We start from the raw sequence: 24,741 nt of genomic DNA, 5'->3' as shown, positions 1-24,741 counted from the left end.
AAGTGCCAGCCACCTCCCCCTGGCGGGGGAGGATCGAAAGGTTCGCCACTTGCACTCGCGGTAAAGCTAGGACTTCGACGCTTTGCGCAGCGCCAGCCGGACCAGCGCGTCGAGCGAGGCTCCCGGCCCCAGTTCCTCGTCCGCCGCAGCCACCGCGACGCTCGCCTCGTTCGGCCGGAACCCGAGGTTGAGCAGCGCCGACACCGCATCCGCCGATGCCCCCGGCGCGGCGTTCACCACCGCAGGCCCAAGCCCGAGCGCGATGCCGCCGACCTTGTCCTTCAATTCCATAACGATACGCTGGGCAAGCTTCGGCCCGACACCATTGGCGCGCGCCACCATCGCCTTGTCGCCACTGGCGATCGCACGGCTCAGGTCGACCGGTTCCAGCGCCGACAGGATCGCCAATGCAACCCGTGCCCCGACCCCCTGGACGCCCGTCAGCAACCGGAACCAGTCGCGCTCGTCCGCGCTAGAAAACCCGACAAGCCGCTGGAAATCCTCACCGACGAGCAATTCGGTAAACACCGTACATGCCTCGCCGATCGGCCCGAGCGCCGACAGGGTGCGCGCCGACGCGCCGACCAGATAGCCGACGCCGCCGACGTCGATCACGGCATGGTCGATGCCGGTCGAATCCAGCCGTCCTTTGAGATGCACGATCATTGGATCACGCGGTAGAACAAAGGGCGCGCGCCGTCATCCTGTCAAAGCGCCCGACGGACTGGGCAGCGCATCACGCAATCGGCCGCGGGCGATCCTTTTCAGGGGGCGACCGGTTTATCGCAGGTGCCGCAGGTCTTGCGACACCGTGGAGAGCCTGGGTGGGCGCGCCGATCACGGCGGCACGCGCGCGCAGGCTGGCCCGCAGGAAAACGGTGTCGGAGGCGATGAAGCGGCGCGGCGTCGTGCCGAGAAACGTGCCGGCATCGCGCAGGAAATGCGACGCGTCGAAATAGCTGCTGTCGATCATCGAGTAATCGCTGAGACCGTCGGCAGTGATCAGGCGAATGAACGAGCGCAGGAACCGCGCGCGCCGCAGCAACAGCTTGGGCGGCATCCCGAAGTGACGCGTCGCCATCCGCCGCAGTTCGTGCGTCGGGATATCGAGCCGATCCGCGACATCCCTCATCTCGATCACGCCATCGGTCACCGTCAAGGCCGTGAACGCCCGGATGAGTTCGTCGCGCGGATGCGGACGATCGAACAGGCCGCAGAAAACCTCGTCGAGCAGCGGCTTGATCAGCGTATCGTCGTCGAGCGCGTCGAGCCCCTCGATCAGGCGGGCGGAAAGCTCCGACCCGAGGGCAGCACTCAGCGGTGCCACCCGGTTGTGGAAATCGCCAGCCGAACGCGCAGTCAGCCGCGACCAGCCAAGCGCGCTCAGGCCGATCCCCACGGCGATCCCACCGTGCGTCTCGGTTCGGAAGGCACGGCTGGTCGGTCCATAGAAGCTGGCGCGATCCAGCGGGCCGAACCGATGGTTGCCGATCGACACGGTCAACTGGCCGGCATCGACGACGACCGAGATCATCGCTGGCGCAGGCAGATACCAGTTGAGCATCGGCGTGCGATCTCCCGACGCGTAGATCGCGTACCCGGTCAGATAGTCGGACAATGCCGGATCGGGCAGGTCGTAGCGCATCGCCATGCCCTCGGGCATCGCAAATGCCGAGGGAGAAACATGACCGCCGTTCGTGCCGCCCCGCACGTCTTCCACCCGCATTATCGCGCCCTTAATCTAAATTAATCGCACGGTCGCGCTGCCACAGCAATTGATGCTTGGCTATAAAAACCTAACCGGAATGAGTTCATACCGGGGTTCGCAAAAACATAGTCCAAAACGAACCAGATTTCGTCGAGATGTGCATGAACGGCGTGGGTGGAAAATCCACCTGTTTGCTTGCCTATACCTGCGGATACAATCGAGGGTACGCGCCGATCAGGCGCCGATGCCGCTCCGGCGCGAAAAGGCGGCCGCGCTGGCGACATGATGCGCGTGGGTGATCGCGACGGCCAGTGCATCGGCGGCATCGGGGCCAGCGAGCTTCGCGCCGGGCAGTAGCACCGCCATCATGGCCTGGATCTGCTTCTTGTCCGCGCCGCCGGTGCCGACGACGCCCTTCTTGACGGTCGAGGGATGGTATTCGCCGATATGCAGCCCTGCTCCCGCCGCAGCGAGCAGCACGACGCCGCGCGCCTGGCCGAGCTTCAGCGTCGATTGCGCGTTGGTGTTGCCGAGCACTTCCTCGACCGCGGCGCCGTCGGGGCGTTCGGTGCGGATGACGTCGATCAGCGCGTTGTACAGCGCGGTGAGGCGACGCGGCAGCGCCATCGACGGATCGGTCTTGATCTGGCCGTTGGCGATATGGCTGAGACGGTTGCCGTCGGCACGGATGACCCCCCAGCCTGTGGTGCCGAGGCCGGGGTCTAGTCCCAGGATGATCATGCGTAGGTAGAAGGAGAAGGTTGGTTCGCGCGGAGACGCGGAGACGCGGAGGTGTCGCGGGTTTGGCGATCGTCTCGCGTCAGCGGGACTGTCACTTCATCGGGCTGGCCGAAAGATACGAGGCCCCTGGCGCGGAAGACGTATCCACACGGCACAACTCTCCGCGTCTCCGCGTCTCCGCGTGAACCCACCGTCTTCATCTCAATGGCTCAACCCAGCGACTCCATGATCTCGTCGGAGATTTCGTAATTGCCCCAGACGGTCTGCACGTCGTCGTCGTCGTCGAGCGCGTCGATCAGCTTGAACAATGTCGCCGCGTCGTCGGCTTCGACCGCGACCATGATCTGCGGACGCCAGGCGAGCTTTGCGCCTTCCGCTTCGCCGAGCTTCGCCTCAAGCGCCTTGGCGACCTCGTGAAGGTCGCCCTGCGCGGTCCAGACCTCGTGGCCGTCCTCGCTCGACGTGACGTCCTCGGCACCCGCTTCGAGCGCCGCTTCGAACACCGTGTCGGCATCGCCTGCACTAGCGGGATACGAGATCAGCCCGACGCGGTCGAACGCGTGGCTGACCGAACCGCCAGCGCCGAGGTTGCCGCCGTTCTTGCCGACCGCGACGCGCACATTGGTCGCGGTGCGGTTACGGTTGTCGGTCAGCGCCTCGATGATCAGCGACACGCCGCCGGGGCCGAAGCCCTCATAGCGGATCTCTTCGTAATTCTCCGCATCGCCGCGGCTCGCCTTGTCGATCGAGCGCTGGATGTTTTCCTTCGGCAACGACGCCGCCTTGGCCGCGTTCACCGCCGCGCGCAGCCGCGGGTTCATGTCGACGTCGGGCAGGCCCATCTTGGCCGCGACCGTGATCTCGCGGCTGAGCTTGCTGAACGCCGACGAGCGCTTCTTGTCCTGCGCGCCCTTGCGATACATGATGTTCTTGTATTTGGAATGGCCTGCCATCTGTGCCTCTAATAGCGTGATGCGGTGGCTTTAGGACGGTGAGGCCGTTTTCGCCAGAGCGTCGATCTTCCGTTCGATCGCGTCGAGCCGGTCGAGCACCAGGTGGTCGATCTTGTGATGCACGCGCAGGATGTCGAGTTCGGCGCGCAGATTGGTCTCATAGTCGAGGCTGGCGGCGAGGCGGTCCTTTGCCGATTGCCGGTTCTGGCTCATCATGATCACCGGCGCCTGGATCGCCGCGACGGTCGACAGCAACAGGTTGAGGAAGATGTAGGGATAGGGATCGAACGCCCGCCCGAAATGCGCGAGAATGTCCGAGTTCAGCAGCATCCAGCCGATCAGCACCGCGGTGAAGGCGATGATGAACCCCCACGACCCGCCGATCTTCGCGACCCGGTCGGACAGCCGCTCGCCGAACGTCGCCCGCTCGTCCGACAGGTCGGCTGCATCGCGACTGACGGTGGTGCCCGCCTCGATCCCGGCAAGAACGCGGCGCTGCTCGTCGTCGAGCTCGCCCGGCGCCTTGCCGAGCAACCGTTGCGAAAGGTCGTCCAGCGGGGATTGATTGGTGGCCATGGCGGGTGGCCTAACCGGGATTGCGGATTATGCCAGCGCGCAAAGCGGGACTTGCGACCGAACCGACAAAGACTCCTTGCCCCGATGCGCCCGCACCTGCCAAACGCGCGGCATGACGGTTAGCGTGAATATGGGCACCGACGGCAATGGTAGTGCCGTCGGTGTCGACCTGGAGGAACTCCTCGCCACGCGCCTGTTGGTGCAGGGCAATTCGGGATCGGGAAAGTCGCATCTGCTGCGCCGGCTGCTCGAGCGATCGGCGGGGCACGTCCAGCAGATCGTGATCGATCCGGAGGGCGACTTCGTTACGCTCGCCGGCCCGCACGGCCACGTCGTGATTGAGGCGGGCGACTATAGCGAACGCGAGATTTCGCGCATCGCCACCCGGTTGCGCGAACATCGCACCTCGGCGGTGCTGAGCCTCGAGGGGCTCGAGGTCGAGGGGCAGATGCGCTGTGCGGCGTCGTTCCTGTCCGCGCTGTTCGATGCACCGCGCGAGCATTGGTATCCGGTGCTGGTGGTGGTCGACGAGGCGCAGATGTTCGCGCCCGTCACCGGCGGCGAAGTTTCGGAGGAGGTGCGCCGTGCCTCGCTCGCGGCGATGACCAACCTGATGTGCCGCGGCCGCAAACGTGGCCTTGCCGGCGTGATCGCGACTCAGCGCCTCGCGAAACTGGCGAAGAACGTCGCGGCGGAGGCGTCGAACTTCCTGATGGGCCGCACCTTCCTCGACATCGACATGGCGCGCGCGGCCGACCTGCTCGGTATGGAGCGGCGCCAGGCGGAAGCGATTCGCGATCTCCAGCGCGGGACGTTCATGGCGCTCGGGCCGGCGGTGTCGCGCCGGCCGATCACGGTGAAGATCGGCGATGTCGAAACCTCCGCACGCAGCGGCAGCCCCAAGCTCACGCCGCTCCCCAGCGCAGCACCGATGGACCTGCAGGATTTGCTGTCCGAGCCGGTGGTCGACGCGCCAGAACTGGGCCTGATGTTCGATTCGCGCCCGCGTCGCGTGCCGGCGGAGGAACTGCTCGACGGCATCGCCCGCCCGCCCGAGCCGCGCACCGCCGCACCGCCGCCGCCAGAGAAGACCGACGACGAGGTCGAGGCGGTCTATGCCGACGTGTTCCGCGCGATCGTCGAGGATCCCGAATCGACGCTGCGGCCGCCGTCGGTGCTGTTCCAGGATTTCCAGGTGCGCTGCCGGATGGGCGGCCTCGCCAAGCCGCCGCTCGACCTGCCCGGCTTCGTACGGCGTCTCAGTTGCGCGCGCGCGGGCATCTTCGACATGACCGACAAGGCGTGGACGGCGGCGCTCGACGTCGCGAGCGGGCTACCCGACGACATGCTCGGCGCGTTCCTGCTGGTTGCGCGCGCCGCGCGCGAAGGCGAACCATGTCCGTCGGATGCGCGCATCGCGGCGACATACGGCACGAGTTCGATCGGCCGCGTGAAGCGCCTGATCGGCTATATCGAAAGCCGCGAGTTGATCGTGTGCCGCACCGATCTGGCGGGCAAGCGCTCGATCACGATCCCAGGTCTGGGCTGGACGACGCTGCCGGCGGAGGCGGCTTAGGGCGTCATCCGCGGATCGGGGTCAACTGCAACGACACGAACTGCCAATCGCCGTTGATCCGCCGCGCGACGAAGCCGGCGCGCAGCGCGCGCGTCTGCGTCTGGCCGTCCTTGCCGGGCATCGTATAGGCGATCCGCATCGTCACGACGCCGATCGTGCCGGCGGGTCGCGCGACGGTCTCGGTGATCGTCATCGGCGGCGCGGGCGATTTCTTGTCGGCGGCGTAAAAGCCGATCACCCGGTCGCGAGAATCGACCTCGCCGATGGGGGACACCTCCTGATAGTCGGGCGCCATCATCGCGGTCATCGCCGCCTGATCGAACTGGTTGCGGACCCGGACGAACGCCTCGGCCTTTTGCGCCAGCCCTTTCGCGTCTGCGTCGACCGATTGGGCAGCGACTGGCGCGCTCGTCAACAATGCAGCCGCAACCCCAATGACTAGTCTCATGCTCGCCCCCCCGCTGCAATGTCGCATAACAGCAATACACCGGTTGCGCAGGGGCATCAATCCCGAGTGGAGGAGGCCTACGTCATAGCGCGAAAGCGATCGCGAGCCCGGCGACCACGCCGACCTGAACCATCGCGATGCGTTGAAGCCGCCCGACGAAAGGCTGCTTACGCGTCTTGTGGCGGAAGCGGTGGCGCGCCCAGAACGCCCCCGGGCTGCCGCCGAGCGCTGCGAACCAGAGCAAGCGGGATTCGGGGATGCGCCATGCGCCGGTCGACGATCGCCGCTTGTCGATCGCGAACGCGGCGATCGTGATCAGGTTGACGACCAGGAACAGGACGAATGCCGCGAAGATCGGGAGAAGCATTCTCTACCGGTGCATCAGCAGAGTTAACGCGGCGCCTCCTCGCAACCCGACGACAGATCGGGGGAGAGGCACCGCGCAAAATCAGCAGATCCTCAGATCATTCCCAGTGCCTGGAGGTACACCTCGAGGATCGCCTCTTCCTCCTGATATTCTTCCTTCTTCTTCTTACGGATCGACAGGATCTTGCGGATCGCCTTGGGGTCGTAGCCGCGGCCCTTGGCTTCGGCCATCACGTCCTTGATGTCGTCCGAGATACCCTTCTTCTCTTCTTCGAGACGCTCGGCGCGCTCGATCAGCAGACGCAGTTCGTCTGCGGCGACCGCGCCGCCGCCCATGCCGTGTTGGCGTTCGTCCGTCATGATACTCGTCCCCATTCGCTCGAAACACATACCCGCAGGCGGCGACCGGGGCCCAACGACCGCCGATGAATCACGCCGCTGCGAATGCGGCGCCGCGTCTAGGCGTTAACCGTTCGCGGCTCAAGCGACCCCGGTTCAGTCGACCGCGTTCTTCGCGACGCTCAGCCGCATCCGTTCGAGCTGCTCGGGCGTCGCGTCGCCCTGGTGGTGCGCCTTCCACTGCGCATACGGCATCCCGTACACCGTCTCGCGTGCCGCATCCTTCGACAGGTCGCCGGCGTCTTCGACCCAGTCGGACAGGCAATTGCGACAAAATCCCGCGAGACCCATCAGGTCGACATTCTGTGCATCGTCGCGGTGACGCAGGTGGCGCACGAGGCGGCGGAACGCCTGCGCCGCTACGGTATCGTCCAATGTATCGAGGCGATCGGGGGTCATTTATACGCTCCGTGGTTGATCCAGCGCAGATAGGGGCTAAGGCCCGTCGCGGCAAAGACCTTCCCCAGGAAACGCAAGCATGACCATGGCCATCGCACCCCGTTCGCGGAAAGTCCGCATCCTCGCGACGCTCGGCCCTGCCAGCAGCACGCCCGAGATGATCGCAACGCTGTTCCGCACCGGCGCCGACGCGTTCCGCGTCAACATGAGCCACGGCGACCAACAGTCGAAGATTGCCGTGATCCAGGCGATTCGCGCGCTCGAAAAGGAATATGGTCGCCCCTCGACCATCCTCGCCGATCTGCAGGGCCCGAAGCTGCGCGTCGGCAAGTTCGAGGGCGGGCGCACGGTGCTCGAAACCGGCTCGACCTTCGTGCTCGACCGCGACACGACGCCGGGCGACGCGACCCGCGTCGAGCTGCCGCATGACGAGATCTTCGCCGCGATCGAGCCGGGCGCGCGCCTGCTGCTCGACGACGGCAAGCTCGTGCTGCGCGTGGTGTCCCATAGCCCGCGCGCGATCACGACTCGCGTCGAGGTCGGCGGGGCGCTGTCGAACAGCAAGGGGCTGAACGTGCCCGACGTCGTGCTGCCGATGGCGGCACTGACCGCGAAGGACCGCAGCGACCTGGATTTCGCGGTCGACCAGGGCGTCGACTGGATCGCGCTGTCGTTCGTCCAGCGCCCCGAGGATCTGTGGGAAGCGCGCAAGCTGATCGGCGGCAAGGCGGCGCTGATGGCGAAGATCGAGAAGCCGGCGGCGATCGAGCGGCTGGAGGAGATCGTCGAGGCCTGCGACGGCGTGATGGTCGCGCGCGGCGATCTCGGCGTCGAGATGCCGCCCCAGGCGGTCCCACCGTTGCAGAAGCGGATCGTCGAGGTTTCGCGGCGGATGGGTCGCCCGGTCGTGGTGGCGACGCAGATGCTCGAATCGATGATCACCTCGCCGTCGCCGACGCGCGCCGAAGTGTCCGACGTCGCGACCGCGGTGTATGACGGTGCCGACGCGATCATGCTGTCGGCCGAAAGCGCGGCGGGCGCGTGGCCGGTCGAATCGGTGGCGATGATGGATGCGATCGGCGTGTCGGTCGAGGGCGACCCGGAGCATGGCGACCGCATGCACTTCACCGTGATGAAGCCGGATCCGACGACGGCGGATGCGCTGGCCGAGGCGGCGAAGAACATCGCGGCGACCGTGTCGGCGGTGGCGATCATCTGCTTCACGACCTCGGGCTCGACCGCGCGGCGTATTGCAAGGGAACGTCCGTCGGTGCCGCTGCTGGTGCTGACGCCGAACCAGGATACCGCGCGGCGGCTTGGGCTGCTGTGGGGCACGCATGCGGTCCACACGCGCGACGTCGAGTCGTTCGAGGACATGGTCGCGAAGTCAAAGCGGATGGCGTTGCGTCACGGCATGGCGAAGGCCGGCGATCGCGTCATCGTCCTCGCGGGCGTGCCGTTCCGGACGCCGGGCTCGACCAACGTCCTGCACGTGGTGCGGATCGTTGGCGACGAGCTGAAGGGCCATCACTCGCAGCGCTGAGGCACTGGTTCTGTCGATGTCGCCGGTGTCTTCCGGTCGGCGACGCCGACGCCTATTCGACCAGTGCGAGCTTCGTGCAGTTTCGACCGCCGGCCTTGGCCGCGTAGAGCGCCGCGTCGGCCTGCTCGATCCAGGTCGCGACCGAGGTCATAGCGGGCGCCAGCTCGGCGACACCGAAACTGGCCGTGACATTGAGCGGCGCACCATTCGATAGCTGCATCGCGTATCCGGCCATGGCTTCGCGGAGGCGCTCGGCGACGATCAGCGCCTCGTCCGCGGTGGTCTCGGGCAGCAGGATCCCGAACTCCTCGCCCCCTAGCCGGCCGAATACGTCGATCGGGCGGAGCGTGGCCTCGGCCAGCTTGGCGAGCTGGTGCAGCACCTGGTCGCCGATCGTGTGCCCATAGGTGTCGTTGACCGACTTGAAGTGATCGACATCGAGCATCACCAGCGCGCTCGGCCGCTCGTAACGACGCGACCGCGCCATCTCACGTTCGGCCTGTTCGACGAACCCGCGCCGGGTAAGCGCACCGGTCAGGTGATCGACCTGCGCAATCAGCCGCAACTCGAGTTCGTCGCAGACGATGTTGGCGAAATTCGAGAGGATGGCGATGTCCGCGGGGCTGAATCGCCGTTCGCGCGTGTCCATCGCGCAGAGCGAGCCGACGTTATAGCCCTCGGGCGTGCGCAACGGAATGCCGGCATAGCTGCGGATATGCGGCGGTCCGACGACCATCGGGCTGCCAGCGAAGCGCGGATCGAGATGCGCGTCCTCGACGACCAGCGGCTCGCGCTGCTGGATGGTGTGCGTACAGAACGAGATCGCGCGCGGAGTCTCCTGTTGGTCGAGCCCGCGTTGGGCCTTGAACCACTGTCGATCGCGATCAACCAACGTCACCGTGGCGATCGGCACGGCCAGCACCGTGCGCACGAGCGTCACGATCTTCTCGAACGGCTTCTCCGCGGCGGTATCGAGTACGTTGAGACGGTGCAGCGCCGCGATCCGCGCATCGTCGTCGTACAGCCGGGTGTCATGCATGCGGCGGTGCCTTCATCAGGCCGCGGACGGCGACGGTCAGTTCCTCGGCATAGCTGTCGACGAGCGTACGCACGCTCGCATCGACCATGTCCTCGGACAGGCCAGCGGCGCGCAGGCTCGCGACGAGGCTCGCCAGATGGCTTTGATGACGCCGCACGCTGTCGAGCAACTCTGCCGGTATATCGAGCGGTTCGGCGTCGGTAGGGGTGGGATGAAGTTCGGTAATGCGCACGGATCATCCTCTGGGTGACAGGCAATTCTAGTATAGCGCGGACTGGTTAATAGAACTCTCCGCAGACCAAGACGGCCCCGAATCTTCGACGCTCCCGGCCGAAGTTGTAAAGAGTCGTCAAGGGCAACCACGTCTCCCGCCCCCGGCGAACGCCGGAACCCGATTGGCGGACGGTGATGAAGACGCTCGGCGCTCCGTTACGACCAACCTTCCCATTGGGGCTTGGCATTCGACGGGGTGGAGCGCAGTCGAGACGCGACCGCGGGGGGGGGCTAGCGCTCACGTCGCGAATACGCGATGTCGCTCACAAGACAGCACGGGGGCAAACGCATGACATTACGCGAGAAGATCGGTTGGGGCGCACTTGCCTTGCTCGCGGCCTGCGCGCTTGCGGTCGTCGCGTTCGAGCGCGGGGAGCATGTCAACGCGCTGTGGATCGTCACCGCCGCCGTCTCGGTCCAGCTGATCGCATACCGCTTCTACGCACGGTATATCGCTCGCCACGTTATGCAGCTTGATCCGTCGCGCGTGACCCCAGCGCTGCGCCGCGCCGATGGACTCGATTACGTCGCGACCGACCGCAACGTGCTCTTCGGCCACCATTTCGCTGCGATCGCCGGTGCGGGACCACTCGTCGGGCCGGTGCTCGCCGCGCAGATGGGCTATCTTCCCGGCACGCTCTGGATACTCGCCGGCGTCGTGCTCGCCGGCGCGGTGCAGGATTTCATGATCCTGTTCATCTCGATGCGCCGCGACGGGCGGTCGCTCGGCGAACTGATCCGCATGGAAATGGGCGCGATCCCCGGCGTGATCGCGCTGATCGGTGCGTTCGCGATCATGGTCATCATCCTCGCCGTGCTCGCGCTGATCGTCGTCCGCGCGCTCGCCGGTAGCCCGTGGGGGCTGTTCACGGTCGCCGCGACGATCCCGCTGGCGTTCATGATGGGGATCTACACGCGCTGGATCCGCCCCGGTAAGGTCGGCGAGGTCTCCGCTCTCGGTGTGATCGGGCTGCTCGCGGCGATCGTCTACGGCGGCACCGTGGCCGCGTCGCCAACGCTCGCGCCACTGTTCACGCTGACCCCGGTGCAGCTCTGCGTGCTGATGGTCGGCTATGGCGCGGTCGCCTCCGTCCTCCCGGTGTGGCTGCTGCTGGCACCGCGCGATTACCTTTCGACCTTCCTCAAGATCGGCGCGATCGTCGCGCTCGCGATCGGCATCGCGGTCGTCGCGCCGCCGCTCAAGATGCCAGCGCTGACCCCGTTCATCGACGGCAGCGGCCCGGTCTGGTCCGGTGGCCTCTTCCCGTTCCTGTTCATCACGATCGCGTGCGGCGCGGTGTCCGGCTTCCACGCGCTGATCGCGAGCGGGACGACGCCGAAGCTCATCGCCAGCGAAGGCGACGCGCAGTTCATCGGTTACGGCGCGATGCTGATGGAGAGCTTCGTCGCGATCATGGCGCTGGTGGGTGCGTCGATCCTCGATCCCGGCGTGTATTTCGCGATGAACAGCCCGGCGGCGGTGGTCGGCACCGATTTCGCCTCGGCCGCCACCGCGGTCACCGCGATGGGCTTCCCGATCACCCCTGAACTGCTCGCGCAGACCGCCAGGGACGTCGGCGAGACGACGATCGTATCGCGCACCGGTGGCGCGCCGACGCTGGCGGTGGCGATGTCGGAGATCTTCAGCCACCTCGTCGGCGGGCCGGCGATGAAGGCGTTCTGGTATCATTTCGCGATCCTGTTCGAGGCGCTGTTCATCCTCACCGCGGTCGATGCGGGGACGCGTGCCGGGCGGTTCATGTTGCAGGACCTGATCGGACTGGCGGTGCCGTCGTTCCGGAATGCCTCGGCGATCGTGCCGGGGCTGATCGCGACCGCGCTATGTGTCGTTGCCTGGGGCTTCTTCTTGTATCAGGGCGTCACCGATCCGCTTGGCGGCGTGAACACGCTATGGCCGCTGTTCGGGATCTCGAACCAGATGCTCGCCGCGGTCGCACTCGTACTCGCAACCGTCGTGCTGTTCCGGATGAAGCGCCAGCGTTACGCGTGGGTGACGATCCTGCCCGCCGCATGGCTGTGCCTGTGCACGATCACCGCCGGGCTGATGAAGCTGTTCGCGAGCGACCCGAAGATCGGCTTCCTTGCGCATGCCTCGAAGTTCGCGGACGCGGCGGCGCGGGGCGAAGTGCTCGCGCCCGCCAAGACGATGGCGGAGATGCAGCGGATCGTGCTGAACGACCGGATCGACGCGGGGCTTTGTGCGCTGTTCCTGGCGGTGGTGCTGTCCATCGTGTTCTTCGGGATTCGGACGTGCCTCGCGGCGCTGAAGATCGATCGGCCGACGGTGACGGAAGTCCCGCCGCAGCTGGTGGCGGCAGAATGATCCGCGCGCTGTACGCGAAAGCGCGCGAGACCGCGTTGCTGATGGTCGGCGTGCCGTCCTACACCGCCTATTGCCAGCACATGGCAGAGCGGCATCCGGACCACCCGCCGATGGATGAGCGCACCTTCTTTCGCGATCGGCAGGAGGCGCGCTACGGCAGCAAGGGCGGGGGGCGCTGCTGTTGACCGACACCGGATCGACCGTCGCACGGCTGCGGGACGCGACGGCGAGCGATCACGACGCGGTCGATGCCGGGTTCGGCCGCTATGATTTGCGCGATGCGGACGATTACCGCGCGTTCCTGATCGCGCACGCCAGGGCGCTGCCTGCGGTCGAGGCCTGGCTGGACGGCATTCCCGGTCTTTCGGTGGTCCGATCGCGAGTCGAGGCGCTTGCCGCCGATCTCGCCGCTTTGGGTGAGGAGATGCCCGTGCCTATGAATTTTGACCTGGCGCCGAGCGAGGCGGCCGGATGGGGCGCGATGTACGTGGTCGAGGGGTCGCGCCTCGGCGGCATCATGTTGTCGCGGTCGGTGCGCGACGGGATGCCCTCGGCCTATCTCGGCGCCAGGCATTTGTCGGGCGAATGGCGTACGCTGCTGGCCGCGATCGACCGGCAGCCTGCCGACGAAGCGTGGATTGCGGATGCGGTCGCAGGCGCGAAGGCTGCGTTTGCGCTCTATCGGCGCGCGCCGGAGGCCTGATTCGCCCCCGGCGTACTGCATGGCTCAGCGCAGGAGCTTGGGCGCTTCCTTGCGGATCACGTCCTGAATCTTGCTGGCGAACAGCCCGAGGATGCCGGGCAGGTCGACGACCGCGTGGACGTTGGTTTCGAACACGGTAACGGCGCTGGCGATCGTCTGGCCCATCGCCTGGATGGTGAAGTGCAGCGTATCGCCGTCCCAGCGATGATCGGTCACCGAGCCGCCGGGGATGCTGGCGCTGATCTTGTCGATGCCGCCGTCGAGCCGCGCGCGGACTGCCGCCTTGCCGAGCTGATGGGGAACGTCGACGGTGATGGGGTTGGCCATGTGGGATCCTTGAATTGGGTGTTGGCCTTACGTGGCGAAAAGCATGTCGTCGTTGGCGAACGCCTTGAACTCGAGAGCGTTGCCGCTGGGATCGCAAAAGAACATCGTCGCCTGCTCGCCGGGCTGGCCCTTGAAGCGGACATAGGGCGCGATCCCGAATTTGACGCCGGCCGCGGTGACGCGCTCGGACAGCGTGGTCCAGTCGTCCATCGTCAGGACGACGCCGAAATGCGGCACGGGGACGGCGTGGCCATCGACCGCATTGGCGACCGCGACGGGCTTGGCCAAGGGGTCGAGATGCGCGACGATCTGGTGGCCGAACAGGTCGAAATCGATCCACTGGTCGCTGGAGCGACCTTCGCGACAGCCGAGCGTCGCGCCGTAGAAGCTGCGCGTGGCGGCGAGGTCGTGGACCGGGAAGGCGAGGTGGAAGGGGCGTAGGGTCATGCGGCAGAGGATAGGTTGGGATGGCGGGTTCGTCGACCCGGGGGATTGCGGGGGGGTTTTCACCCACCACAATAATCGAGGGTCGCCCTTCGGTGTTCTCCCGCGAAGGCGGGAGCCCAGTCTGGGTCCCCGCCTTCGCGGGGAAACAGGGCCGGGACGGCACACCTCGCCCAACCATACCGCACCGCCCCGGCGGAGGCCGGGGCCCAGGTGGAAAGGTGGTAGTAATGGAGCGCTCCGCTCAGTGAGCAACGTCCCCTAACTGGACCCCGGCCCCCGCCGGGGTGGTGCTGGAGGCTGGGGCAGCTTTTCAGGACTGGAGCCCCCCATCCCACCGAAAACATTGCCCGCCTCTCCCCGCCACGCCATAGCGCCAGCGTGACCCGTTTCCCCGCCCTCGCCTGCCTCATCCTCGGCGCGATCGCCGCCACCGGCTTCGCCCCGCTCGATCTCTGGCCGCTGACGCTGATCGCGTTCGCGGTGTGGATGAAGCTCGTCCACGATGCTCCGACCCTGCGCAATACCCTCTGGCGCGGGTGGATGTTCGGGCTCGGGCACTTCACCGTGAACAACAACTGGTTCCAGCACGCGTTCGACTTCCAGGACGCGATGCCGCCGGTACTGGGCTATTTCGCGGCGGTCGGGCTGGCGCTGTATCTGGCGCTGTTCCCGATGCTGGCGGCCGGACTCGTGTGGCGGATCGCACGGCGCCCCGGCACCCCCGATGCGACGTTCGTGCTGGTCTTCGGCGCCGCCTGGATCGCGACCGAGTGGCTGCGCGCGACGCTGTTCACGGGCTATGCCTGGGATCCGCTGAGCGTCGTCTGGTTGCCCGCGATTGGCGTCGCGCGGCTGTCGGCCTGGATCGGCACCTACGCCTTGTCGGGAGTAACGATAGTCGCCGCGGGGGCGCTGCTGATGCTGGCCGCCCGCCGTTGGAGCCTGCCGGCGGTCGCCATCCCCGCGTTGAGCCTTGCCGGACTATCCGCGTTGTGGACCAATGCCCCCCCACCCCTGCCCAACGCGCCACTGGTCCGCGTGGTCCAGCCCGATATCGGCCAGGAAGACCGCAGCGAAACGGACGGCGAACGCGTTCTCTCCGCGCTGGAGAAACTATCCGGCCAGGGCGGCGCCACGCCCCGCCTCGTCGTCTGGCCGGAAGGCGTCGTCCGCGATTACGTCGAGGATGGCTATCCGTTCTACGCCTATGGCTGGTCGAGCCCGCTCTACCTCCGCCGGCGCATGGCGCGGCTGCTGGGCCCAGAGGATATCCTGCTGATCGGCGGCACCGCACTCGAGTTCAACGCCAAGGATCAGATTTCCGGCGCGGCCAATTCGGTGTTCGCGCTCGACGCACAGGCGCGGCTGCGGGGGCGGTACGACAAGGCGCACCTCGTGCCATATGGCGAGTATCTGCCGATGCCGTGGCTGCTGAAGCCGCTCGGGCTCGCGCGCCTGGTGCCCGGCGATATCGACTTCACCTCGGGCGAGGGCCCCGCAAACCTGACGCTGCCCGGCTTCGGCTCGATCGGCATGCAGATCTGCTACGAGATCATCTTCTCAGGCGAGGTCGTCGATCGCGCACACCGGCCACGCATCCTGTTCAATCCCTCCAATGACGCGTGGTTCGGCAAGTGGGGCCCACCGCAGCACCTGGCCCAAGCCCGGATGCGCGCGATCGAGGAAGGGTTGCCGATCCTGCGCGCAACGCCGACCGGAATCTCCGCGATCATCGCCGCCGATGGCCGATTGGTCGCGACCGTACCGCATGAGACCGCCGGGGCGATCGAGCGACCGATGCCGTCCGCGCTGCCCCCCACGCTGTTCTCACGCGTCGGCAACGCGATGGCGGCGATCGTCGCTGCATTGATGCTTGCAAGCGCGGTTGCCCTGCGCCGTCGCCAACGCTAGAAGCGTCATATAAAGCTTTCCTTATATGACGCTCTACCGGCAGTTCGTCGGCGGGCATGACCAAGAGGCCTTCATGCGCAAATCCTTCCTTTTCACTTCCGAATCGGTCTCTGAAGGCCATCCCGACAAGGTCGCCGACCAGATCAGCGACACGATCGTCGACCTGTTCCTCGCCAAGGACCCGGAGGCGCGGATCGCCTGCGAGACGCTGACGACCACGCAGCTCGTCGTCCTCGCCGGTGAAATCCGCGGCAAGGGCATCTACGAGAACGACCAGTGGGCCGATGGCGTTCTGGAAGAGATCGAGGCTGCGGTGCGCAACACCGTCAAGGAAATCGGCTACGCGCAGACCGGCTTCCACTGGGAGACGTTCCGTTTCGAGAACAACCTCCACGGCCAGTCCGCGCATATCGCGATGGGCGTCGACGAGAGCGGCAACAAGGACGAGGGCGCCGGCGACCAGGGCATCATGTTCGGGTACGCGACCGACGAGACCCCGGGCCTGATGCCCGCGACGCTGTATTACAGCCACAAGATCCTCGCCAAGATGGCCGAAGACCGCCATTCGGGTGCCGCGCCGTTCCTCGAGCCCGACGCGAAGAGCCAGGTCACGCTGTCCTACGAGAACGAAGTGCCGGTCGGCGCGACCGCACTGGTCGTCTCGACGCAGCACGCACCGGGCTATTGCGAGAAGGGTGACAACGCCGATTCCGCCAAGTACGCGGTGCTGCGCGACTATGTGATGGGCGTGTTCAAGGACGTTCTGCCCGACGGCTTCATCACCGACGAGACCGCGATCTACATCAACCCGACCGGCCAGTTCGAAATTGGCGGCCCAGACGGCGACGCCGGTGTCACCGGTCGTAAGATCATCGTCGACACCTACGGCGGCGCAGCCCCGCATGGCGGCGGCGCATTCTCGGGCAAGGATCCGACGAAGGTCGATCGCTCGGCTGCGTATGTCGCCCGCTATCTGGCGAAGAACGTCGTCGCGGCCGGCCTCGCCCGTCGCTGCACGATCCAGCTGAGCTACGCGATCGGCATCGCCGAGCCGCTGTCGGTGTATGTCGACACGCATGGCACCGGTACCGTCGAGGAAGCCAAGCTCGAGGCGGTCCTGCCGAAGCTCGTTCGCCTGACGCCGAAGGGCATCCGCGAGCACCTCAAGCTCAACGCGCCGATCTACAAGAAGACTGCGGCCTATGGTCACTTCGGTCGCGAGCCACAGGGTGAAACGTTCACCTGGGAGAAGACCGATCTGGTCGATGCGCTGAAGGCTGCTGTCGCCTGATAGCGACGCCCCTTTGGGGATACGAAAAAGCCTCCCGCGGACCAGTCCGCGGGAGGCTTTTTTATGTTGTTGCGAACTGAGCTTAACCCAGTTCCTCGCCCCGTCGGGGAGAGGCGCCGCTTGGCAACGGAAGGGTGAGAGGCTTTGGGGAAAAGCACCGAGCCTCGCTCACCCTCACCCTCCCACCCGGCTTCGCCGTGCGGGTCCCTGCCTCTCCCCGAGGGGAGAGGGTTATAGAGCGAGGCTCATGTCGAAGCTGCACGACAACCCTCCTTCGATACGCCGCTTCGACAAGCTCAGCAGCTACTCAGGACGAACGGGGTCGGTGGAGTGCGAAGGAATGAGTGCCGGCTCGCTCCGCTGAGCGTGCCGCTGCTCGGTCAGGATCTGCCAGGCCGTCAGGAACAGCGCCGCGACGAGCGGGCCAACGACGATGCCGCTGAGACCGACCATCTCGATCCCGCCAAGCGTCGTCACCAGCACGACGTAATCCGGGATGCCCGTGTCGCGGCCGACCAGGATCGGACGCAGGATGTTGTCAGCGAGGCCGATCACCACCACGCCCGAGACGATCACCACCACGCCCTGCCAGATCGCACCCGTTGCCAGCAGGTACACCGCGACCGGCACCCACACGATCGCGGGGCCCAGAGCCGGCAACAGCGACGTCAGCGCCATCAGCAGGCCCCAGAGCAACGCGGCCGGTACGCCGACGAGCCAGAACGTCAGGCCGCCGAGCGCACCCTGGACGAGCCCGACGATCACCGATCCCTTGATCGTGGCGCGGACCACCGCGACGAACTTGTCGACCAGTTTCTCCGCCACCGAATGCTCGAACGGCAGCGCGCGGCGGATCGCCGGCCCCACCTTGTCACCATCACGAAGCAGGAAGAAGGTCACGTACAGACCGACGCCGAACGACAGCAAAAACGCCGCCGCATTGCGACCGATCGACAGAGCCTGCCCTGCGATCGACCGGACGCTGTTGCCAAGGATGGTCGACACGCGCGATTGCGCCTGTTCGAAACTGTTCAGCCCGGCCTTGTCGAGCGCACCCTGGATCCGGTTCGGCATCGCGTCGTGAATCTGCTGGAAATATGCGCCGAAGTTGATCTGCCCGCTCTGCAACTTGGCATAGACCGAGGCGGACTGGTCGACCACCAGGCTGCCGATGAACAACGTCGGGACGATGACTGCGACGAAGATGATCAGCAACGTCAGCGCGGCGGCGAGATTGCGGCGTTCCGGCCAGCGCTTGAGCAGCCACTGATATAGCGACTGGAACAGGATCGCCGCCAGCGCGCTCCACAGCAAGGCCGCCGCGAACGACGAGACGACGACGCACAACGCTATAGTGATCGCCACCAGGAAGGTGATGAAGCCCCCCGTTTCCAGCCGACGCCTGTCGATCATTGCCGTGTTCCTCGTCGTCGTATCGACCGGTCGAGCCGGGCCATTTAAATCCAGCCATTCCAAACGTCAAAGCCGCCCCCCGGCGTTTACCGGAAGGCGGCCCCGACGCTGGCGCGACTGTGCGCCTAGAAGATCAGCGGAGCTTTTCGCTGCCGTTGACCAGGGCGTCCTTCTGCGCCTGTGGCATCGCCTGTGCGTTCACGTCGGCATCGTCGATCGCGTCCGACTGGCGCTCCGCGTTGTCGCGGACCTCTTCGGCACGATCTTCGAGGTTGTCTGCGGTAGCTTCGAGCGCATCGGCGCGGTTCTCACCGGCGGCCTCGACCTGGCTGCCAAGCTTGTCGTCACCCTTGCCGCCGCAGGCTGCGAGCGGGAGTGCGATGGCGGCGATCAGCGTGGCGATGGCGAGTTTCTTCATGATACGGACTTCCCTGTTATGACGAGGTCGCAAACCGTCACGGCCTCGTAACGGTTCCATGCTCAACCATGTCCGACGAAAAAAATCCTGTGTAATCAGCCCCTAGCTGGAGCGTCGAGCAGGGGCAGCGTCTCCGTCGCGGCGTTTTCGATCACCGGGGCGACGCGATCGAACACCGCGCTGACCAATGCTTCGGCGATCCAGCCGACCGCCGCGCCGACGACGAGGTCCGAAAGGTAATGCTTGCCGTTGAGCGGTTGCGCCGCGGCGACCACGCCGGTGACCAACGCGGCGGGCGCCCCGGCCCCGTCGATGTCGCGCGCGGCAGCCCGGGCGACCGCGACTGCGCCGGCGGTGTGGCCCGACGGGAACGAGGTCTGCTCGTGGTCGTCGCTGTCGCCGGTCTCGAACCGCGCCTTGCCATCCTCGATCGCCTTTTCGGGGCGCGTACGATCGATCGAACTCTTGATCGCCGATTTTACGAAAGTCGCGGCCGCATGCGCCGCGAACATCCGCACGCCGCCGCGGATCATGTCGGGACGGCGCGCGACCAAGCCGATCACGACCGTGCCGAGCGAGGTTGCGACGAGCTGTGGCTGGTCGCCGATCTCGGCCAGGAAGCCGGTCGCCTTGACGATCGGCTCGTCGCGGTGCGCGGCGGCCTTGTGCGTCAGGGCGCGATCCGCCTTTTCCACGGACTTTGCCGCCTGCTTGATCTCACCCATCAGCTCTTCTCCCGCCCCGGTTTGTGGCTGCTCATTTCACCGCGCACCTGTGCATGCGCCAGCAGGGCGAACAACCCCGCACCGCCCAGCAAGTTGCCGAGGATCGCCGGTACCATGAGGCCGCCGAGCGCCTGGACGATGGCCACCTTCCCGGAAAACAGCAGCAGCCATGCCTCCACCGATCCGACGACCGAATGGCTGAACGCGCCGATCGCGACGACGTAGGTGATCGCAAAGATCACGAGGAACGACTGGTCGCGCGCATTGGGCAGCGACCAGGCGAGGATTGCGATCATGAACCCGGCGGGGATCGCATTGACGAACGTCGCGCCGGCCGAGAGTTTGGTGATGTCCATCGACACCTCGATCATCGCGGTGCGGAGCTCGCTGCCGCCGAGCAGACCCGCTGCGATCATACCCGCGGCCAGCGCCGTCCCGACCAGGTTGGCGCCCAGCACGACGCCCCATAGTCTCAGTGTCCGTCGCAATGCCCAGCCCGAGGGCTTGGTCACCAGTGGCAGCATCGCGGTGATCGTGCTCTCGGTGAACAGCTGCATCCGGCCCAGCACCACGACGAGAAATCCGATCGGATAGCCGAACGACACGATCATCGATCGCCACGGTGTGTCGGGGAGTGCTGCATGAAGCGCGCCCTCCGCGATCAACGAGCTGGCGATCGCCATGCCCGCCGCGAGCCCCGAGAAGAACAATGACGAGATCGGTCGATCGAGTTCGTCTTCGCCCTCCTCGCGGACAGCCTGGTGGAGGTCCTTGGCATCGGCGGACTTGAGCGCGTCGACGTCGTCCTCTTTGGATCCGGTGGGATCGGGCGTTGCGGAGGGGTGTGTTTGGGCCATTACGGACATGCAACGGCTCGCAAGGGACTTTGCTCCGGCGTCCCGCACCGCTAGGGCACGCGGCGATGAACGATCCTTCTGTTATCCGCCGCCTCTATGGCCGTCGCCAGGGCCACAAGCTGCGTCTGGGCCAAGCCGCGCTCGTCGAAGAAACGCTCGCCGACCTGTCCGTGCCCGAGGAAGGCCCGATCGACGCCATGACGCTGTTCGGCGAAGACCGTCCGCTGCACGTCGAGATCGGTTTTGGCGCGGGCGAGCATCTTGCAGGACAGGCCGCGGCAAACCCGGACGTCGGCTTCATCGGCTGCGAACCGTTCCTGAACGGCGTCGTGGGCGCGCTCGCGCACATCCGCGACGGCGAACTGACCAACGTGCGGCTGCACATGGGCGATGCGCTGGAAGTGATCGAGCGCCTGCCCGACTCGAGCCTCGACCGACTGTACCTGCTGCATCCCGATCCATGGCGGAAGGCGCGCCATGCCAAGCGCCGCATGGTCAACCACGGTCCGCTCGATACGATCGCCGCCAAGCTGAAACCGGGCGCCGAGTTCCGGCTAGGGACCGACGATCCGACCTATTGCCGCTGGTCGATGATGATCATGAACGCGCGCCGCGATTTCGAATGGCAGGCGCGGACCCCGCACGACTTCCTGACGCGCCCCGACGACTGGCCCGAGACGCGGTACGAACGCAAGGCAAGGCGGCAGGGCCACGAGGTCTGGTATTACCGCTATTTGCGTGTCTGATCGGAACGCGCCGCCCTCGATTGCGGTCGAGGGCGTCGCGGTTTGTTGTTATTCGGGGTTCGCCGCGGCGTTTACCTTGGCGAGCAGCGTGTCCATCTGCTCGTCGCGCTCGGCGAAGCGTAGCGGGCGAACGCGCTGGACCAGAATCTCGGCGGGGGTCGGTTCTGCCTCGAACAGCGCGAGCACCTCGTCCGCAAACTCCTCGAGCGGCTGATAGCCGGGCCGCGTCGCCTGGCCCGGCGTCAGTTCGGTCTGCACGCCCGGTGGCGCGAGTTCGATGACCTCGACCTTGCCCTTCAGCACCTCCCGCAACGAGATCGTGTAGGAATGCACCGCCGCCTTGGTTGCCGAATAGGTCGGCGCGACGGTCAACGGCACGAAGCTCAGCCCCGACGTGACGTTGACGATCACGGAATCCGGACGCGCCACGAGATGATCGACCAGCGCGTCGATCATCCGGATCGGCCCCAACACGTTGGTGACGATCATCGCCTCCGCATCCGCGAGATCGCGCGCGGTATCGACCGTCTCGCGTCGCATGATGCCGGCATTGTTGATCAGCACGTTCAGCGCGGGAAAACGCTCGGTCACCGTCCTGGCGAAGGCGGTGATCGCCGCGGGGTCCTCGACATCGACGGTCACCGCATGCATGCCGACGCGCCCTTCGATCGCCGTGTCGAGCGCGTCCTGTCGACGCCCAGCGATGATGACGGTGTTGCCGAGATCGTGGAACCGCTGGGCGAGCGCTTCGCCGATGCCCGAGCCGCCGCCGGTGATGAGAATGGTGTTACCGGTCCGCTTCATGCGCTCGCTCCTGTATCTGTCGGTGCCCATGTAGGCGGCCATGGGCCTGAGGAAAGGTGGGCGGCAAAAGATCGGCGCGTCACCGAAGGGGGCAACCCGTGCATTGTCGGCGAGACGGATTGGTGATTACCCCGCTCGCCGATCCGCCTTAAAGAACGCCGTCTGCGGGGCGAGCACCGTCCCCGTGCTGAGGAAATGCCATGCTATCGGGATTTGGCCTGCGTACGTTCTGGGCGATCGTCGTCGTCGTCGTCGCGGCCGTGGCGGTGTTCGTCATAACGCGCGACGTACAGGGGGCGATCGTGGCGCTGGTCGGCGGAATCGCGGCGGCGCTGGTCGCGGCGGGAACGGGCGATGAGGCCCCTGCCCCGACCGATACGACTACCGCGACGTCCTCGGTGCTCGACGACGTGCTCGATGCGATCGTCGCGCCGGTGCTGCTGGTCCAGGACGGGCGGGTAACGCTCGCCAACCGCGCCGCGCGGACGTTGCTCGGCGCGCATATCCTGGGTGAGGACGCCCGCGTCGCGATCCGCCATCCGGCCGCCGCCGAGCGACTCGGCACGCCCGGGCCGATCGACGGCGAGCGACCGATCGAACTGGTCGGGCTCGGCACGCGCGATCAGCGCTGGGAGATGCGGCTCGGCGAGGCGTCGGACGGCCAGCGGATCGTCCACCTGATTGACCAGACCGGCAATTACGCCGCCGAGCGGATGCGGATCGATTTCGTCGCCAATGCCAGCCACGAACTGCGCACGCCGCTGGCGTCCATCCTCGGCTTTATCGAGACGCTTCGCGAGGAGGCGGGCGAAGATGCCGAGGTCCGCGCGCGCTTCCTGAAGGTGATGGACGACGAGGCGCGGCGGATGCTGCGGCTGGTCGAGGACCTCATCTCGCTCAGCCGGATCGAGGCGGAAAAGTTCCGGTTGCCCGACAGCGCGGTCGATCTCGCGCAACTCGTCGAGGATACCTGCGAGGAGCTGGCGGAGGCGGCGGTCGTTCGCGGACGCGATCTGGCGGCGACGATCGCCGACGATCTGGCCCCGGTGTCGGGCGACCGAGTCCAGCTGTCGCAGATGCTCCACAACCTGATCGGCAACGCGATGAAATACGGGCGCGCGGGAACACCCGTGACGGTCGAGCTGAAGCGCGACGAGGCCGGGATGATCCGGCTGTCGATCCGCGACGAGGGCGACGGCATCGCCGCCGTGCATATCCCCCGCCTGACCGAGCGCTTCTACCGCGCCGACGCCGGCCGCAGCCGGTCGCTCGGCGGTACCGGGCTCGGCCTCGCGATCGTCAAGCATATCGTCGAACGCCACCGGGGCCGGCTCGACATCGCCAGCCAGGTCGGCGTCGGGACCACTGTGTCCGTCATTCTCCCCCCGAGCGGACTCGCGCCAAAAGCCGGTGTCATAAAAGGGTAACCGTACTGTCACACAGGATCGTCTTAGCGCCGCTATGGGCGGTGGATGACGGGAATTCGGGTGCAGCGTTACGCTCTTCTAGGACTGATGGTGGTGGTGCCGGGCGCGCTGGCGGGGTGCGTCGATCAGGCGAACGGCGGCGGCGCGGGCTCGCGCGACCAGATCACCGCGGTCGGATCGTCGACGGTCTATCCCTTCACGACGATGATCGCCGAGCAGCTCGTCGCGAACGACCCCGATGCGAAGGCGCCGGTGATCGAATCGACCGGCACCGGCGCGGGGATGAAGCTGTTCTGTGCCGGGATCGGCGCGGGGCATCCCGATATCGAGGACGCGTCGCGACGGATGAAGGCGAGCGAGTATAAGGATTGCGCGAAGAACGGCGTCCGCGACATCCTCGAAATCCAGGTCGGGATCGACGGCATTGCTTTTGCCGAGGCGAAGAACGGCCCCAAGATGCAGCTGACGCCGACCGATCTCTACAAGGCGCTGGCCGCCAATCCGGGCGGCAAGCCGAACACCGCGCGCGTCTGGCGCGACGTGAACCCGACGCTGCCGGCGGTGCCGATCCAGGTCTACGGCCCGCCGGCGACCAGCGGGACGCGCGACGCGCTCGCCGAGCTGATCCTGACCAAGGGATGCGAGGACAGCGATTCCACCGCGAAGCTGCTCGCCAAATCGGATCCGGATGCGCACAAGGCGCTCTGCACGCGGGTCCGCGAGGACGGGGTCTATGTCGATGCGGGCGAGAACGACAATCTGATCGTCCAGAAATTGCAGTCCAACCCGAACGCGATCGGCGTGTTCGGCTACAGCTATCTCGAAGAGAATAAGGACGACGTGAACGGCGTGTCGATCTCGGGCGTCGCGCCGACCTACGCGTCGATCGCGGACAATGCGTATCCGGGGTCCCGGCCGCTGTATATCTATGTGAAGAAGGCGCATCTGACGGCCATTCCGGGTCTGCGGAATCTGCTGAAGCTGTACGCGGCGAACTGGGGCGTGACCGGGCCGCTGGTCAAGCGCGGGCTGATTGCGGCGCCGGCTGAGATCCAGGCGCGCTCGGCGGCGATCATCGCCAACGAGACGGTGCTGGATCCGGCGGTGTTGTCGTGATGGGTTTCTCGTCCACCCTTTTCGCAGCTCCCCTGCAAACGCGGAATACCACGTATTTTGCAATGAAGTCCGCGCAGCAAATCACCACCACCCCGGCGAAGGCCGGGGCCCAATTGGGCAACGCTCCATTGGCTGATGCTGCGCTCCCCTACCTCAACCTCTCCAATTGGGCCCCGGCCTCCGCCGGGGTG

28 protein-coding genes are annotated in these 24,741 nt (G+C 66.3%); 10 read left to right on the top strand and 18 right to left on the bottom strand.

Annotated features, from left to right (window positions below; translation table 11 throughout):
• Positions 1-66 precede the first annotated feature (66 nt).
• From ruvA to EQZ23_RS16240, 5 genes are all read right to left on the bottom strand, one after another.
• Positions 67-666, bottom strand: coding sequence for a Holliday junction branch migration protein RuvA (gene ruvA, locus EQZ23_RS16260; RefSeq protein ID WP_107963179.1), 600 nt, complete (start codon positions 664-666; stop codon positions 67-69).
• Between the two features lie 70 nt (positions 667-736).
• Positions 737-1,726, bottom strand: coding sequence for a hypothetical protein (locus EQZ23_RS16255; protein WP_164913472.1), 990 nt, complete (start codon positions 1,724-1,726; stop codon positions 737-739).
• Between the two features lie 216 nt (positions 1,727-1,942).
• Positions 1,943-2,449: a crossover junction endodeoxyribonuclease RuvC gene (gene ruvC / locus EQZ23_RS16250; protein ID WP_128455429.1), complete on the bottom strand. Its 507-nt coding sequence runs from the start codon at positions 2,447-2,449 to the stop codon at positions 1,943-1,945.
• 209 nt (positions 2,450-2,658) lie between these two features.
• A complete protein-coding gene (locus tag EQZ23_RS16245; protein ID WP_128455428.1) occupies positions 2,659-3,402 on the bottom strand; it encodes a YebC/PmpR family DNA-binding transcriptional regulator in 744 nt (247 codons plus the stop codon).
• 30 nt (positions 3,403-3,432) lie between these two features.
• A complete protein-coding gene (locus EQZ23_RS16240) occupies positions 3,433-3,978 on the bottom strand; it encodes a DUF1003 domain-containing protein (protein WP_128455427.1) in 546 nt (181 codons plus the stop codon).
• 112 nt (positions 3,979-4,090) lie between these two features.
• On the opposite strand from EQZ23_RS16240, the gene EQZ23_RS16235 reads away from it, so the two are divergent.
• Positions 4,091-5,554, top strand: a complete 1,464-nt coding sequence (locus EQZ23_RS16235; RefSeq protein WP_128455426.1) for an ATP-binding protein — start codon at positions 4,091-4,093, stop codon at positions 5,552-5,554.
• A gap of 4 nt (positions 5,555-5,558) precedes the next feature.
• On the opposite strand, the gene EQZ23_RS16230 is transcribed toward EQZ23_RS16235, so the two are convergent.
• The 4 genes from EQZ23_RS16230 to EQZ23_RS16215 form a co-directional block, all read right to left on the bottom strand.
• Positions 5,559-6,002 (bottom strand): nuclear transport factor 2 family protein, encoded by a 444-nt coding sequence (locus EQZ23_RS16230; RefSeq protein WP_164913471.1) that lies wholly within the window; start codon positions 6,000-6,002, stop codon positions 5,559-5,561.
• 82 nt (positions 6,003-6,084) lie between these two features.
• A complete protein-coding gene (locus EQZ23_RS16225) occupies positions 6,085-6,369 on the bottom strand; it encodes a DUF1294 domain-containing protein (protein ID WP_128455424.1) in 285 nt (94 codons plus the stop codon).
• Positions 6,370-6,461: 92 nt separating this feature from the next.
• Positions 6,462-6,704: a DUF2312 domain-containing protein gene (locus tag EQZ23_RS16220; RefSeq protein WP_197942503.1), complete on the bottom strand. Its 243-nt coding sequence runs from the start codon at positions 6,702-6,704 to the stop codon at positions 6,462-6,464.
• Positions 6,705-6,863: 159 nt separating this feature from the next.
• Positions 6,864-7,166, bottom strand: a complete 303-nt coding sequence (locus tag EQZ23_RS16215; protein WP_128455422.1) for a DUF1244 domain-containing protein — start codon at positions 7,164-7,166, stop codon at positions 6,864-6,866.
• A 79-nt stretch (positions 7,167-7,245) separates the two neighbouring features.
• Between EQZ23_RS16215 and pyk the strand changes: the two genes are divergently transcribed.
• Positions 7,246-8,709, top strand: coding sequence for a pyruvate kinase (pyk, locus tag EQZ23_RS16210; RefSeq protein WP_128455421.1), 1,464 nt, complete (start codon positions 7,246-7,248; stop codon positions 8,707-8,709).
• 52 nt (positions 8,710-8,761) lie between these two features.
• On the opposite strand, the gene EQZ23_RS16205 is transcribed toward pyk, so the two are convergent.
• Both EQZ23_RS16205 and EQZ23_RS16200 read right to left on the bottom strand, forming a co-directional pair.
• Positions 8,762-9,748, bottom strand: coding sequence for a sensor domain-containing diguanylate cyclase (locus EQZ23_RS16205; RefSeq protein WP_128455420.1), 987 nt, complete (start codon positions 9,746-9,748; stop codon positions 8,762-8,764).
• Positions 9,741-9,980, bottom strand: a complete 240-nt coding sequence (locus EQZ23_RS16200) for a hypothetical protein (RefSeq protein WP_128455419.1) — start codon at positions 9,978-9,980, stop codon at positions 9,741-9,743. The genes EQZ23_RS16205 and EQZ23_RS16200 overlap by 8 nt, the downstream gene beginning before the upstream one ends.
• Before the next feature lie 330 nt (positions 9,981-10,310).
• On the opposite strand from EQZ23_RS16200, the gene EQZ23_RS16195 reads away from it, so the two are divergent.
• The 3 genes from EQZ23_RS16195 to EQZ23_RS16185 are packed head-to-tail and all read left to right on the top strand — an operon-like array spanning position 10,311 to position 13,068.
• The gene (locus EQZ23_RS16195; RefSeq protein WP_128455418.1) at positions 10,311-12,365 is read left to right on the top strand and encodes a carbon starvation CstA family protein; all 2,055 of its coding nucleotides are present in this window, start codon (positions 10,311-10,313) and stop codon (positions 12,363-12,365) included.
• Positions 12,362-12,550 carry a CstA-like transporter-associated (seleno)protein gene (locus EQZ23_RS16190; RefSeq protein WP_128455417.1) on the top strand — a complete coding sequence of 63 codons (189 nt, stop codon included), beginning with the start codon at positions 12,362-12,364 and terminating at the stop codon, positions 12,548-12,550. The genes EQZ23_RS16195 and EQZ23_RS16190 overlap by 4 nt, the downstream gene beginning before the upstream one ends.
• Positions 12,547-13,068, top strand: a complete 522-nt coding sequence (locus tag EQZ23_RS16185; RefSeq protein WP_128455416.1) for a biliverdin-producing heme oxygenase — start codon at positions 12,547-12,549, stop codon at positions 13,066-13,068. Before EQZ23_RS16190 ends, EQZ23_RS16185 begins: the two co-directional genes overlap by 4 nt.
• Before the next feature lie 24 nt (positions 13,069-13,092).
• On the opposite strand, the gene EQZ23_RS16180 is transcribed toward EQZ23_RS16185, so the two are convergent.
• Together EQZ23_RS16180 and EQZ23_RS16175 are read right to left on the bottom strand one after the other, a co-directional pair.
• Positions 13,093-13,395 (bottom strand): polyhydroxyalkanoic acid system family protein, encoded by a 303-nt coding sequence (locus tag EQZ23_RS16180; protein ID WP_128455415.1) that lies wholly within the window; start codon positions 13,393-13,395, stop codon positions 13,093-13,095.
• Positions 13,396-13,422: 27 nt separating this feature from the next.
• Complete coding sequence (locus EQZ23_RS16175; RefSeq protein ID WP_128455414.1) at positions 13,423-13,842, bottom strand: VOC family protein; 420 nt, start codon at positions 13,840-13,842, stop codon at positions 13,423-13,425.
• Between the two features lie 378 nt (positions 13,843-14,220).
• Between EQZ23_RS16175 and lnt the strand changes: the two genes are divergently transcribed.
• Both lnt and metK read left to right on the top strand, forming a co-directional pair.
• Entirely contained in the window at positions 14,221-15,753 is a 1,533-nt protein-coding gene (lnt, locus tag EQZ23_RS16170) for an apolipoprotein N-acyltransferase (protein ID WP_128455413.1), read from the top strand.
• Between the two features lie 73 nt (positions 15,754-15,826).
• Complete coding sequence (gene metK, locus EQZ23_RS16165) at positions 15,827-17,044, top strand: methionine adenosyltransferase (protein WP_128455643.1); 1,218 nt, start codon at positions 15,827-15,829, stop codon at positions 17,042-17,044.
• A gap of 303 nt (positions 17,045-17,347) precedes the next feature.
• On the opposite strand, the gene EQZ23_RS16160 is transcribed toward metK, so the two are convergent.
• The 4 genes from EQZ23_RS16160 to EQZ23_RS16145 all read right to left on the bottom strand — a co-directional run bounded on the left by EQZ23_RS16160 (position 17,348) and on the right by EQZ23_RS16145 (position 20,457).
• A complete protein-coding gene (locus EQZ23_RS16160; protein WP_128455412.1) occupies positions 17,348-18,457 on the bottom strand; it encodes an AI-2E family transporter in 1,110 nt (369 codons plus the stop codon).
• 133 nt (positions 18,458-18,590) lie between these two features.
• On the bottom strand, positions 18,591-18,875 hold the full coding sequence (locus tag EQZ23_RS16155) for a hypothetical protein (protein ID WP_128455411.1): 285 nt from the start codon (positions 18,873-18,875) through the stop codon (positions 18,591-18,593).
• A 95-nt stretch (positions 18,876-18,970) separates the two neighbouring features.
• Positions 18,971-19,600 carry a phosphatase PAP2 family protein gene (locus EQZ23_RS16150; RefSeq protein ID WP_128455410.1) on the bottom strand — a complete coding sequence of 210 codons (630 nt, stop codon included), beginning with the start codon at positions 19,598-19,600 and terminating at the stop codon, positions 18,971-18,973.
• The gene (locus EQZ23_RS16145; RefSeq protein WP_128455409.1) at positions 19,600-20,457 is read right to left on the bottom strand and encodes a formate/nitrite transporter family protein; all 858 of its coding nucleotides are present in this window, start codon (positions 20,455-20,457) and stop codon (positions 19,600-19,602) included. Before EQZ23_RS16145 ends, EQZ23_RS16150 begins: the two co-directional genes overlap by 1 nt.
• Before the next feature lie 65 nt (positions 20,458-20,522).
• On the opposite strand from EQZ23_RS16145, the gene trmB reads away from it, so the two are divergent.
• Positions 20,523-21,203 (top strand): tRNA (guanosine(46)-N7)-methyltransferase TrmB, encoded by a 681-nt coding sequence (trmB, locus tag EQZ23_RS16140; protein WP_128455408.1) that lies wholly within the window; start codon positions 20,523-20,525, stop codon positions 21,201-21,203.
• A 48-nt stretch (positions 21,204-21,251) separates the two neighbouring features.
• On the opposite strand, the gene EQZ23_RS16135 is transcribed toward trmB, so the two are convergent.
• Complete coding sequence (locus EQZ23_RS16135; RefSeq protein WP_128455407.1) at positions 21,252-22,007, bottom strand: SDR family oxidoreductase; 756 nt, start codon at positions 22,005-22,007, stop codon at positions 21,252-21,254.
• Positions 22,008-22,207: 200 nt separating this feature from the next.
• Between EQZ23_RS16135 and EQZ23_RS16130 the strand changes: the two genes are divergently transcribed.
• Positions 22,208-23,434 carry an ATP-binding protein gene (locus tag EQZ23_RS16130; protein WP_128455406.1) on the top strand — a complete coding sequence of 409 codons (1,227 nt, stop codon included), beginning with the start codon at positions 22,208-22,210 and terminating at the stop codon, positions 23,432-23,434.
• Between the two features lie 87 nt (positions 23,435-23,521).
• A complete protein-coding gene (locus EQZ23_RS16125; RefSeq protein WP_206364300.1) occupies positions 23,522-24,550 on the top strand; it encodes a substrate-binding domain-containing protein in 1,029 nt (342 codons plus the stop codon).
• Positions 24,551-24,741: the final 191 nt, after the last annotated feature.

The organism is Sphingomonas sp. UV9 (assembly GCF_004101245.1).
GTDB lineage: Bacteria > Pseudomonadota > Alphaproteobacteria > Sphingomonadales > Sphingomonadaceae > Sphingomonas.
This window is presented reverse-complemented; position numbering and strand designations above follow the sequence as displayed.